The sequence below is a fragment of the Methanosphaera sp. ISO3-F5 genome (genome assembly GCF_034480035.2).
Classification (GTDB): Archaea; Methanobacteriota; Methanobacteria; order Methanobacteriales; family Methanobacteriaceae; genus Methanosphaera.
Genome location: NZ_CP118753.2, coordinates 377,636 through 390,000, shown reverse-complemented (window position 1 = coordinate 390,000; position 12,365 = coordinate 377,636). Strand labels below are relative to the sequence as shown.

At 28.8% G+C, this 12,365-nt stretch carries 10 protein-coding genes; 5 read left to right on the top strand and 5 right to left on the bottom strand.

The window, feature by feature from the left end:
• The first annotated feature begins 34 nt into the window (after window positions 1–34).
• Window positions 35–763, top strand: a complete 729-nt coding sequence (locus tag PXD04_RS13560; RefSeq protein WP_323737399.1) for a hypothetical protein — start codon at window positions 35–37, stop codon at window positions 761–763.
• Between the two features lie 22 nt (window positions 764–785).
• Here the strand turns inward: PXD04_RS13560 and PXD04_RS13555 are convergent, their stop codons facing one another.
• The gene (locus PXD04_RS13555) at window positions 786–1,163 is read right to left on the bottom strand and encodes a YigZ family protein (RefSeq protein ID WP_323737398.1); all 378 of its coding nucleotides are present in this window, start codon (window positions 1,161–1,163) and stop codon (window positions 786–788) included.
• A gap of 14 nt (window positions 1,164–1,177) precedes the next feature.
• On the bottom strand, window positions 1,178–1,624 hold the full coding sequence (locus tag PXD04_RS13550; RefSeq protein ID WP_323737397.1) for an ERF family protein: 447 nt from the start codon (window positions 1,622–1,624) through the stop codon (window positions 1,178–1,180).
• Between the two features lie 142 nt (window positions 1,625–1,766).
• Between PXD04_RS13550 and PXD04_RS13545 the strand changes: the two genes are divergently transcribed.
• A complete protein-coding gene (locus tag PXD04_RS13545) occupies window positions 1,767–2,669 on the top strand; it encodes a PhoU domain-containing protein (protein ID WP_323737396.1) in 903 nt (300 codons plus the stop codon).
• 44 nt (window positions 2,670–2,713) lie between these two features.
• On the opposite strand, the gene PXD04_RS13540 is transcribed toward PXD04_RS13545, so the two are convergent.
• From PXD04_RS13540 to PXD04_RS13530, 3 genes are all read right to left on the bottom strand, one after another.
• Window positions 2,714–2,914 (bottom strand): histone family protein, encoded by a 201-nt coding sequence (locus PXD04_RS13540; RefSeq protein WP_323737395.1) that lies wholly within the window; start codon window positions 2,912–2,914, stop codon window positions 2,714–2,716.
• A 329-nt stretch (window positions 2,915–3,243) separates the two neighbouring features.
• Window positions 3,244–4,086: a fumarate hydratase gene (locus PXD04_RS13535; protein WP_323737394.1), complete on the bottom strand. Its 843-nt coding sequence runs from the start codon at window positions 4,084–4,086 to the stop codon at window positions 3,244–3,246.
• A gap of 173 nt (window positions 4,087–4,259) precedes the next feature.
• Window positions 4,260–9,488: an Ig-like domain repeat protein gene (locus tag PXD04_RS13530; RefSeq protein WP_323737393.1), complete on the bottom strand. Its 5,229-nt coding sequence runs from the start codon at window positions 9,486–9,488 to the stop codon at window positions 4,260–4,262.
• Between the two features lie 1,044 nt (window positions 9,489–10,532).
• Here PXD04_RS13530 and PXD04_RS13525 point away from each other — a divergent pair.
• The 3 genes from PXD04_RS13525 to PXD04_RS13515 all read left to right on the top strand — a co-directional run bounded on the left by PXD04_RS13525 (window position 10,533) and on the right by PXD04_RS13515 (window position 12,074).
• Window positions 10,533–10,925 carry a hypothetical protein gene (locus PXD04_RS13525; protein WP_323737392.1) on the top strand — a complete coding sequence of 131 codons (393 nt, stop codon included), beginning with the start codon at window positions 10,533–10,535 and terminating at the stop codon, window positions 10,923–10,925.
• A 177-nt stretch (window positions 10,926–11,102) separates the two neighbouring features.
• A complete protein-coding gene (locus PXD04_RS13520) occupies window positions 11,103–11,327 on the top strand; it encodes a PIN domain-containing protein (RefSeq protein WP_323737391.1) in 225 nt (74 codons plus the stop codon).
• Between the two features lie 420 nt (window positions 11,328–11,747).
• Window positions 11,748–12,074 carry a nucleotidyltransferase family protein gene (locus tag PXD04_RS13515; protein ID WP_323737390.1) on the top strand — a complete coding sequence of 109 codons (327 nt, stop codon included), beginning with the start codon at window positions 11,748–11,750 and terminating at the stop codon, window positions 12,072–12,074.
• Window positions 12,075–12,365 lie beyond the last annotated feature (291 nt).

The window sequence follows — 12,365 nt, the reverse complement described above, 5'->3', positions numbered from 1 at the left end:
TAGTATTCAAAGTATAATAGGAGATATATTAAAAATGTCTAAGGCACAAGTTACTGATATTTTATTATTAGCATTTATATCAGGAGTAGTTGCAATATTAACATCTGTGATGGGAATCAGTGGTACTATTATTGGTGCTGTTGTCACATCCCTTATTGCAGAATCCTTGAAAGCATATTTAAAAAATCCAATTAAAGACAAGATTGATGAAATGGAAAAACGAGAGTACACTCCAAGACAACAAGGCGGATTTAAGTATGTTGAAGAGGATATGGGAAGTATAAAGAGTTCTTATTATCCAAGACCTAAGTCTAACCAGAGTTATAAGCAAAGAGAAAATAGTGATGAATCATTTTTAAGTGCTAAAACATTATTCATATTTCCATTAGTTATAATACTAATTATTGAATTAATTCATTTCTTAGGCGCAATTGGTATTATACCGTATGATATCTTTTTCTCATTAGAGTCAATTACTAATTGGAGATTGTTCAGAACTATTGGGTATGCCCTTGTAATTATGGGTATTTATCCTATATTATCAAATAAGTTCAGTTCATCAAGTGGGGTTATTCTCATACTTGTAGGAATTATTGAATTACTATTTGGATATGCTGATGTTAGCAGGAGCGCTAGTTTGATTGTTTCAATAATTAGTTCTCTTAGAGAAATAGTTAATATTGGTATTATTCTTTCAATTCTTTATACCATCTTAACTATTAGTGAAGAAAAACCGAAGGAACATAGAAGACATAACTTTTAATGTTATGTACCTTCTTACCTGTCTACTTTTTTTGATTTTCCATGTATGCTTCTATTACTCCTCTTCCCGTATTTCTAAATGCTCTTGCAACTCCTCCCTGACCTAATTTTATTCCACCGAATATACGTGATACCATTATCATATATCCGTCAAGTTTATATTCTTCAAGTAATTCTAACAGTACTCTTCCAGGGGATCCTACTTCACCATCATTACGGGAGTCTTCCTGATTATTTATTAATGCTGCATAGCAGTGGTGTGCTGCTTTTTTGTATTTTTTATTATGTATTTTTTGTATTTGTTCTATGTCTTCTTCTAGGTTATCTATTGTGTATAGGTGTGCAAAAAATTTTGATTTTCTGTCTACTAGTTTTCCTGCAAATACTTCTTCTGCTGTCATGTTACTTCACCTCTTCATCTTACAGGGTATTTGAGATTTTTCTTGGGTTTGGTTTCTGCGTCCACTACATCGTTTTCAGTTATGTCTAAAAATTGCATGTATAAATATCGTCTTATGTATGTTTGTATTTTTCCGAGATTTTGCAGTTGACTGTTCATGTTTCCTTCGTTTGGCAGATTTTTTCCTGGCATGCAAAATTCTGTTTCTTCTTTGTTTTCCAGGTCGTATACTTTTAGTGTGTAGTGATTGTTTTCATATGTGAATCTTGTTGCCAGTTCTAGTTCCAGGCATATTTCTATTGCCTCGGGTATTATGTCTTTTAGTTCGTAGTATGCGAAGTTTTGAAATTTGTTGTATCCTGATTTTGTTATTCCTTTATCTTTGAATTTTTTTCTTGCTATCATTATTTTCTTGTATAAGTGGACTGGCATTTCTTCTTTGGCGTAATTTTCTGTGAACATGTTATCTATTCCTATGTTTTAATAATATTTATTTATTAATTATTGTCTAGTTTTATTTTTTAAAAAGATTATATCCTAATAATAACTATAGTATTAATTAAGAATAAATTATTTGTATAAAATTTTTTATATGTGAATTAGTATGCCGAAGAATATTAAAAACAATACACTTAAAGAAATATTGGATATAATTTTATATGAAGCTCCTTCTACTCAGGATGAAATTGCTGAAAAGTTAAACATTAGTCGTAGATATGTTACTAAGCTTTTGAAGCCTCTTATTGATGAAGATGTTATTAAGAAGGCTTATGTTGTTGATTTGAAAAAGTTTAACGAAATTTCTGAAATGTATGAAACTGATAATTCTGTACCTGAGTATTCAGGTGAGTATTTTATTAAGGAAATGTTGAAGGAAATGGGTGAACAGATTAGTAAACAGTTTGCATGGTCATTTGAAGCTTTGAAGAATAATGATGTTGATCTTGCTGAGCGTGCATTGGAGGAGGATTTGAATACTAATCATATGTATAATAAGATTAAGTCTTCTACTGATACTGTGATTTCATTGGATCCTTATTTTGAGTTTAATAATACTATTATGTTTAATGAGATTGCCTATGATATGGAGCGTATTGGTGATCATATATGTCATATTCCTAAGTTTGTTATTGAAGAGAACAAAGAGGTTAAGGAGCCTGTTATTGATGTTTTGGAGGAGATGTATGATACTAGTAATACGATGTTCCGTAAGGCAGTAAAAAGTGTGCTTAAACGTGATTCTAATATTAAGGAGAAGATGGAACGTTATGAGGATGAATTAACTCATCTTCAGAAGTTGGCTATAAAGAAGATTTCTAGTCAGATGGCTAAGGATGATATTGATAAGAAGAATTCTACATATTATCTTATCCTGTTTAGGGTGGTTAAGTCATTTGAGCGTATTGGTGATATTAGTATTGAGATTACTGAAGCTACTACTCAGTTTTATATTGAGAATCAGTCAAATTTGAATAGTAATCATTTTAAGTATTTGAATAAAAAGTAGTGTTTTTTTGTGTTTTGTAAAAAAAAATTGAAGTTTAAGGGAGTTTATATTGCTGCTAATTCAATATCTTCTGCTTTAACAGTTTTTCGACCAGCATGTTTTGCAAGTTTTGTTGCATCTCTTGCTAAATCTTCTCCAATTTCTTCTAATACTTCTGCTAATTTTACTGCTGCTTCATCACTGATTCTTGATGCTCCAGCATTTTTTAATAACCTTTTTATTGGTGCTATTGGTAATTCAGACATATTTATCTTTATCTCCTTTGTTTTTTATTAATTATATTGTTTTATTGATTATTTATACTTATTGTTTTGTTTTAGTGTATGATATAGTAGTAATTATTTTATTGTTTGGGAATAGGCCTTGTTTTTGTTGGTTTTGGTTTGTGTGATTTGTGTTTTATATGCGTGGTTTATTTTTGTGTACCAGAATCATTGCAAAGTATTTTTTTATATTTGTTAGAAGTAGTAAAATAATTAAAAGTATAACTAATATTTTTGATAGTTATAGAAATAGTGTTGATTATTATTGAAGATAAAATATATAAAAAAAGAGGTTGTTGAAAAGTATGTGTTTATTCATCTTTCAATGTACATGTTGCATGTCTTGCAGCCCAGCATTGAACACAAATACCCACAGGCAACCCAGCCGTATGAGTATCAGCAAGCTCAACATTAACACCCAAAACAGTAGTTTTACCACCAAGCCCCATAGGACCAATACCAGTATCATTAGCAATACCCAAGAGTTCATCCTCAAGAACAGCCAAACGCTCATCACCATTACGCTCATCAACAGGCCTTAAAAGAGCCTTCTTAGCCAACTTCATAACCATATCAGAAGAACCACCAATACCAACACCAATAACAGTAGGAGGACAAGGCTTACCACCAGCAGACAAAATAGACTCCTCGAAAAACTTCTTAATACCATCCACTCCCTCACCAGGAAGCAACATAGCCAACTTATTATTATTCTCAGAACCAAAACCCTTAGGAAAAACAGTTAACTCCAAGACAGGCTCATCAGTAAGTTCAACATTAATCTGAGGAATACCCTTACCAATATTATTACCAGTATTCATCCTAGTTAACGGATCAACCACATTAGTCCTAAGAGGAACACTCTCAGTAGCTAACATAACACCATCAACAATACCCTGCTCCAAGTTTTCAACTTCAACATTACCCAACCTGACAAAAACGATAGGCAAACCAGTATCCTGACACATAGGAATTTCATTCTCCTCAGCAAGTTCAAGATTCCTTAATATAGACTTAATATTCAAACGAGCAATATCACTATCTTCCTTATCATAAGCTTCCTTCAAAGCATTCTTAATATCATCCGGTAAAACAATAGCAGCCTGCTTATAAATACTACAAACCGCATCACTAACTTCTTTCTGAGTAATCATAAAAAAATACACCCCAAATAAAATATAATATAAATAATAAGTTTGTAAAAAAGAAGTATTAAATTTATTGCATAATACCCCCAGAAAAAATAATCTTCAAAAAAATAGAAAACAATGTAGGATAAAAAAAATCATATCTACAATATTTTTATCCCACAAATAATAAAATATTTTTAAGCTAAAGTAACATTACTAGTCTTCTTATATGCATTATAGTTTTTGTTACCATTGTATGCTAGCGTTAGTGTTATTTTCTTTGATGTGACTGGTTTTGTTAGTGTGTATATTCCTTCAGTGTTTGTTTTTGCAATATATGTTTTGTTGTTAATTGTGATTTTTACATTACTGTTCATCAATACCTTATTGTTAGCATCCAAGAGTTTACCTGTTATAGTAGCCTTTGCATTACTGTAACTGCTACCGGTTAATGTAACTTTAACATTTTGTTTTGCTACACGGAATGTTGTTTTAGCAGTTGCCTTTTTATAGTTCTTATTACCCTTATAGGATACTGTGACATTGTTAACTCCGAGGGTAGTTGCTTTTAGCGTTAAAGTGTATACTCCTTTGCTGTTTGTTTTTGCAGTGTATGCTCTACCGTTAATGTTAATAGTTACTAGTGTGTTCATAATAACTTTACCATTAGCATCAGTTAACTTACCAGTAACCTTGACAGTGTTTTTGTACTTTGTACTACTGATCTTGTTTACTGTGATTTTAAGTCCCTGCTTATAAACTTTGAAAGTTTTCTTAGCAGAAACACTGTAATAATTCTTATTACCATTATAAGATACTGTTACATTATTAGTGCCCACAATCTTAGCAGCCACAGTGTAAGTGAATTTACCACCAGCAACAGTCTTAACCTTAACAGTTTTACCATTAATGTCCAAGTTCAAGAGAGTATTAGCAATAAGTTTACCATTAGCATCACTTAAAACACCAGTAATTTGTACTTTATCACCATAATACACAGCTTTAATACTATCAAGTTTAAGCACGAGATTCTGACGAGTCACCTTAAATGTTGTAGTGTTCTCAGCATAATTATACTTATTATTAGCATCAAAAGACACAACAACACTATTATCACCAACAACAGAAGCCTTAACTGTTAAAGTGTACACTCCATTGTTATCAGTGGTAACTTTCTGAGCACTACCACCAACATTCACAGTAACAGGACTAGAAGCTATAACATTACCATCACAATCACTAAGCTTACCAGAAATAGTTACAGTCTGACCAAACCTAGCACTAGGAACATTATTTATTGTTATAACAGCATCCTTAGCCACACTATCCTCCAACTGTTTAAGAATAGCATCCAACTTATCATTCAACTGCTTATTCTGGTCCTGTAATGCTTTATTCTGATCTTTCAAATCATTATTTGAATCTATTAAATCCTTAGTAGTGTTGGTTAATTGTTCTTTAAGTTCACCATTAGCTTTGGATAAACTATCTAACTGTTTTTGTGCATCCTTGTTCTGTTCCTGTAATGCCTTATTAGCATCAGTTAAATTCTTAGCAGTATTATCTAATTTGTCATTTAACTCTTTGTTTTGTTCCTGTAAGTCATTGTTTTGTTGTGTTAAATTATTTTTAGCATCATTTAATTGTTTAGATAAATCATTATTATCTTTTGTTAAGTTATCTAATTGTTCTTTTAGTTCATTATTAGCCTGTGTAATATTATCCAATTGTTCATTTGTTTTATTGTTCTGTTCTTGTAATTGTTCCAGTTGTTCTTGTAGTTTCTCGTTTTCTTTCTGTAAGTCATCTAACCTGTTTAGTACTTCGTTCATTTCACGATCAGTATCACGGATAGTAACATCCTTACTAGCACTACTTCCATAAATATCAACCGTACCATCGAATGTTACGGTGAGACTGTTTACACCAAGGCCTGGAGTGTAAGTGTAATTATATTCACCATCATCATTAGTAGTTACAATTACTTTAGAACCGTTAAGGTTTAATGTAAGATTAGCACCACCAATAGGAGTATTCTTACTGTCCACGAGTCTACCTGTGATAACTAACTCTTCACCATACAACGGACTATTAGTATTCAAAGAGATAGTACTGTTTAACATCTGAGTAATTTTCACATTACGCACAAAATCATTATAATAATAACTGCCCGTAAAGTTAGCTACCAAATACTCACTAGTATAATCCTCAGGTATTGTAACTGTTGCAGTGTAAACACCATTAGACACACGACCACTTGCAAGCTGAGTACCATCAAGTGTAGTGATTGTTATTTTACCATCAGTTACGTTACTGTTAAGATCATCAGTTAAAGCTAAGTTAATATTAGCAGTAGAACCTTCAACAGTTACACTTGGTGTGACATGTATGTCTGCCTTGGATGTGTTTAAAGTTATAGTTGTAGAGTTACTGTTATATGCATCAGTAACAGGGAAAGTTACTGTGATTTTACCTGCATCAAGCCATTCATTTGTTACAAGTTCTTCAATTGTAGCAACACCATTTTCAGTTTGTGCTGTGTAGGATGAACGGCCAACAGTAAATGTAACATTAGTATCCTGTACAGGATTACCTCTTTCATTTAGGAAAGTAGCTGTTACTTCAACTTTATCATTCAATTTAGCAGTGAATTCATCAACAGCAATTGATACATTGGATTTAACTACACTGATTGATTTTTTGGTCACGTTGTTATTGTAACGTTTTCCATCATAATACCATACTTTGATTGTATAACTATCAGAATCGTCAATATACTCTGCTACTGGAATAGTTACTGAAGTTGTTCCATCAGTTAAATCCTTAATGTCAATTAAGTATCCACTATAATAAACTTCAACATAACCTTTACTGACAGGTTTACTATTATTCAAATCATTAACGGTAATAGTAACTTTAAAATCATCATCAATATATGCCTGATTATCACAATCTATGACTATCTGAGTATCATAACTAGGAGTGTTATCCTCAACAGTATTTTCTCCACCATTTACGCTGTCATCACCAACAAGTGAAGCAGCAACAAGATAATTGTTACGAACTATATTATTACTGGATTCATCATCAAAGACAATAGTATTAACAGCAGACGTAGTTACTGTATTGTTTTCAAATACAAGATTTCTAGTATTTTCTACATTAATTGCATCTGTAGAATTGAATGAACAATTATTGAATACTACATTATTACTTGAATTTAGGGTAATTTTACCATTAAAAGTACAACCATCAAAGTGAATACCAGTATTATTTATTATTAAATCCTTATTGAAAGTACAATTAAAGAAATTAATATATCCAGTATCAAATATTAAATCCCCATCAAATATAGCTCCAATGAAATTTGTTCCTGTAGATCCTTCATTGAAATAAATATTTGATTCTATATTAGATATTTGATGAATAGACTCGAAATTCAAAGGTTTACTTAAATAAAGATTGTTAAGATATAGCACATTATTTATTCTAGTGAAAAAAGCACTATAATTAGTATTAAACTCATAAAACAATACTGTTGCAGAATCATTAACTGAATTTAAAATATTTCCCTCTTTATCAAATACTCCTTGACGCCAAGTAGTCAATACATAAATATTGTCTTTAGGATATTCCAATAAAACATAAGAATCATCATCTAATTGAGGATTATTACCACCATTCAATACAGTTGAATTGATAAATGTCCACCCTCTAGCCTGTGCTGAACCACTAAAATAGGAATTTTCTACAGTAATTGAACTACTCAATTGCATTATTAAATTTAGATTATTTGTTTCTAAAATGATACCATTAACAATGTTACCCGTTTCTATGAACATTATAGGCATGTCTTGGGAAGTAAAATTAAGTATTAATTTATCCCCACTTTCAAATACTCCAGATTTAAATGTATAAACAGTATATCCCATATTTCTTACGTCAAAAAAATCTTCCGCATTACTTTCATTAATATAATATACTTTATTTGGAAGGTTTCCATAGTTATTTATTAAAGTAACTTCAGTTGAGTTTTGTATGGTATCATCACCAATGGAATTATTAGTATTTAACTGATTATTAGATAAAGTATTATTATTACCACTTACTATTACTGCATACTCTTCATTAGAAGAAATTATATTATTATTTAATGTATTGTTTTCTCCACTTACAATGACTTTTTTTGCTGTGTTGTTCTCAAATACTGTATTATTATTTATTGTAACATTGATTATAGAATTGTTATAAGCTTTATTATCTGTGAATCTAGCTGAATCAATAGTATTATTGTAAAAATTACCTGTGAAAACAAATTGAGCTCCACCACGGACATAATTATTCCTGAAAGTTATATTGTTTATATTTGTTACAACCCCATAGTCAACATCAGCCCATTGAGGCCTTACTGCAGCATTTGCATCAATATAATTATTTTCAATAATATGATTTGATCCTTCTAATACTAACCCAAGGCAGGTAGCCATGGAATCAGTATTGTATGAACAAATAGTATTATTTCTGATAGTAATATTGTTATTAGGCCCACCTTGATATGTAGTCAAATAGAAAACATTACCAACCCAACCTTCAGATCCATTAGCAATAACTGTATTATTTTCAAATAGACAATTGGATGCTCCAGCAACTACAACATTGCTATGTCCTCCATTATGGATTGTACTGAAATAACTGTTAGTGACTGTAATATCATGTGACTTTTCCCTAATACTAAATGATCCCACTCCAAATCCTGTGCTAGTTTCACAAATAACGGAAATATTGTTTATATTAACATCATAAGTATTAGCAACCCATATTCGAGTATTATGAAATGTGATTCCTGTAATGTTTGTACCTGCACTCCCTTCTGAAATTTGGAACATACCATTTTTATAACCACCAGAAGTACCCACAGAAAGAGTATTCAAATCAATATAAGCATCTCCCGTAGAAGAAATAATATTTAATGGTTTATTAATATTTAATGCAAATTTTGGATCATCCAATTTACCTTGAATATCAATAGTATCCCCTTCAGTTACATTTTCATTAAATTTACCATCAGTAACATATTCACCAAAGTTGTTTGAGTTTAGTGTGATTGTTTGTGCTTCTTTTTTTATATTATTTTTCTTATTTTTTGTAATGCTTTTTTCATTAACACTGCTTGTTATTTCATTATCATTTTTAGATTTATCTGTACTATTAACTGTATTAGTACTTTTTGTTGTGTATTTTTTAGTATGTGTTATTTGATCTGAAGTATCACTGTCTACATTATTAAGTGTGTTTTGATCAATATTTTCACTTAGTATTGCTACTTCATTTACTGTATCTTCGGATACTTCTGTTGCCATTGTTACTGACATACATAGTATTAGTAGCATACCTAGTAGAATAGTCTTGAAAAACTTACTATTCAAGATGACTTCCTCCCATTATTGTTTGTAATAAATTGTTGTTATTATAATTTGTTTTATCTAATAGTAACTTCTTTAATAGGATTCCTTTGAAGATTATATCGTAGTTTTGAAAAAAATAATGTATTTCTAATAATTTAATTTTCTTGTATTTTTTAAATTATTAGTTAATTATTTTTTGTAGTTATTGGATTTATCTTCTTAGGGTTATCCTATAACTTAATAAAATAGGAAGGAAAAAGTTATTATTGTTAGAATGATTTTTTTGTTATAAAAAATTTTTCTAATTAGTATTGGTAGTAATAGGTGTTCAAAAGCTTTATATACTGTTACTACCAAAATTAATAGTAACGATTTCTTCTTATTTATTAAGTTAATACATAGTTTGTTNCCCCCCCCCCTATAAAGGTTTCTATTTACTTGTTTTTAAAAATTGATTAATTTTTCTTAGTTTTAGCTAAAAATAACTGATATCCTTAGAATAATTTTTTTGACTTGTTAAGTTTGACTATTCAAAAAAATAAGAGTTTTTATCAAGAATTTATTATAATTTTATAATTTTTTAAAAATTATGATATATTTTATTTCATGAAATTTTAAAAAAATAGTATATAGTATATTTATTATATCTAAAATCAGTTGCATCGTTTTTTGAAATAATAATGAGAGAAAAAAATTAACCAAAAAAAGTTTCAATATAACCACAGGATAAAATACTAAAAGTATTATTAAGATAACAGTCCTTAAAACAAATATACTCTGTCAAAAAGATATGTATTTAGAAGAAAACTGTTAAATTAAAACATTATCCTATAAAATAAGGAAACATCATTAAAATTCTATCCATCCTAAGTATAAAAGAATGAGGATAATTATAATTCTAAGGAAGGAATAATTAGAAAGTTATCTCTTGAATTTTGTTTTTTTTTTCTTCGTTATAGTGTACTATAACGAATGAAAATTTAGGATAAACTACATAATATTTAATACAAATTATGTAATATTATTATAATATAATCATGTACCTATAGTAGGAGTTTAATAAAAATGGTTACTAAAACAAAAAGTTTTAAATTAGATTCTGAATTATTAAAGCAAATTAAAATTCGTGCTACTGAAAAAGAAATAACTCAAAGTGAATTAGTTACAAAATATTTAAAAAATGGTTTAAAATACGATTTATCAGAAAGTGATTATAAACTCATAGAATTATTGAATCATGATACAAAAAACCATTTAAATAAAATTAAAAATGATTTTAAAATCCCAGACGAGTTAAAATATGATTCTAAAAAAGAAAATAAACCTATAACAAAAGAAAAAATCATATTTGAAGATGAAGGTAGTACAAACATATTTACTGACATTATAGGAATTGTTTCAAGTCCTGAAAGAACAAATAGTGTTAAATTAAAAAAAGAAACATATAATAAGAGTTAAAGAGATATCATGTTACTTTATGATAGCAGTTCCATTTTAGCACTTTTTAATAAAACGATACGAACAAAAATGCTAAGTTATTAAATGATTAACATTCTATTTTAAACTAAAAAAGGCTATAAATAATACAGTATTAATTGAAGTATTAAATAAATTAAAAAGAAGTTATTATAATCAATGCGAAACAATATTATCAACTTTTTGTTAAGTATGGATGAAATTTTTTATGTTGAAAACGGAGATTATAAAAAAGCAATAGCATTGATGGAACAATATAAATATGATATTAATTATAGTGATTGTTTGATAATATTGATTATGCATAATAATAATCTTAACACAATTGTTTCTTTTGATGATAATTTTAATCATATAAGTCATATAAACCGGGTTTATATTTAATTTAGGATCTGTAAAAAACTTGTTATGAGCAAAAATTATTAATATTCAAATATATTTTATTATACAAATAAAAATATATTGTTTCAACATTATCTTTTTTCATCCAAAAACCAGACTTTCTTATATTTAACTTTATTGTCTTCATTTAATTCTTTAGTAGATGCCACTGTGTTAAATATAGTTATAAACAGGGTGTCTCTGAAAATCCTCTGTTGATATGATGTTAATTTTATATTTTTTTGAATGAAAAATCTTAATGAATATTAATAACTATTTTTCTGAGTTCATCAACTATCATTATATCATTTATTATTAATCCCTCTTCATTCCATACAATGTCCTAAGTATCTTAAACAAAATTTGAAGTTATTATATACTTAAAAATATATATCATGTAATAATTATTATTAAGTGATAAAAATGGTATATACTCTTGAAGAAATTAAAAATAAGTCCATTCCAATCATAAAATCTTTTGGAATTAAACGTTTATGTTTATTTGGTTCTTATGCTAAAGGTATAGCAACTGAGGATAGTGATTTAGATTTTATAATGGATAAGGGAAGATTAAAAGGTTTACAATATATTTCATTAGTTAATGCTTTGGAAAAGGAATTCGAATGTCATGTTGATTTAATATCATATGGTGGATCGAACAAAGAATTTATTGAAAATATCAAAAAAGAGGAGGTTCTCATATATGAAAGAGAGACTTGGCATAAATTAGTTTCAAGAGAAAAAAAGTAATACTCGAAAAAATATTAACTTTTTTTTCAAAATGATAACTAGTATTATGTCTTTGTTCAAATCAAATGTAACAATACCCTTTTCTTTTATTGTTTATTTTTGAAAATAGTCTTGTATTTTTTTGATTTTCTCTGGGGCAGTCCGTGCCCACTTATACAGTCGTTCCTTGGGGAAGTTCTGCTTACTTTTACGTATGATGTTACATGCTGCRTTGATATCTGCATTTATTAATGTTCCGTTGCTTGTTTTATAGAGTCCTCTTTTTATTCGTTTTCCTTTAAATTYATATTC

What these genes read in the sequence shown, in the direction of transcription:
- PXD04_RS13560 (WP_323737399.1), top strand. Translation starts at nt 35, where the DNA reads ATGTCTAAGGCACAAGTTACTGATATTTTATTATTAGCATTTATATCA.
- PXD04_RS13555 (WP_323737398.1), bottom strand. Translation starts at nt 1,163, where the DNA reads ATGACAGCAGAAGAAGTATTTGCAGGAAAACTAGTAGACAGAAAATCA.
- PXD04_RS13550 (WP_323737397.1), bottom strand. Translation starts at nt 1,624, where the DNA reads ATGTTCACAGAAAATTACGCCAAAGAAGAAATGCCAGTCCACTTATAC.
- PXD04_RS13545 (WP_323737396.1), top strand. Translation starts at nt 1,767, where the DNA reads ATGCCGAAGAATATTAAAAACAATACACTTAAAGAAATATTGGATATA.
- PXD04_RS13540 (WP_323737395.1), bottom strand. Translation starts at nt 2,914, where the DNA reads ATGTCTGAATTACCAATAGCACCAATAAAAAGGTTATTAAAAAATGCT.
- PXD04_RS13535 (WP_323737394.1), bottom strand. Translation starts at nt 4,086, where the DNA reads ATGATTACTCAGAAAGAAGTTAGTGATGCGGTTTGTAGTATTTATAAG.
- PXD04_RS13525 (WP_323737392.1), top strand. Translation starts at nt 10,533, where the DNA reads ATGGTTACTAAAACAAAAAGTTTTAAATTAGATTCTGAATTATTAAAG.
- PXD04_RS13520 (WP_323737391.1), top strand. Translation starts at nt 11,103, where the DNA reads ATGCGAAACAATATTATCAACTTTTTGTTAAGTATGGATGAAATTTTT.
- PXD04_RS13515 (WP_323737390.1), top strand. Translation starts at nt 11,748, where the DNA reads ATGGTATATACTCTTGAAGAAATTAAAAATAAGTCCATTCCAATCATA.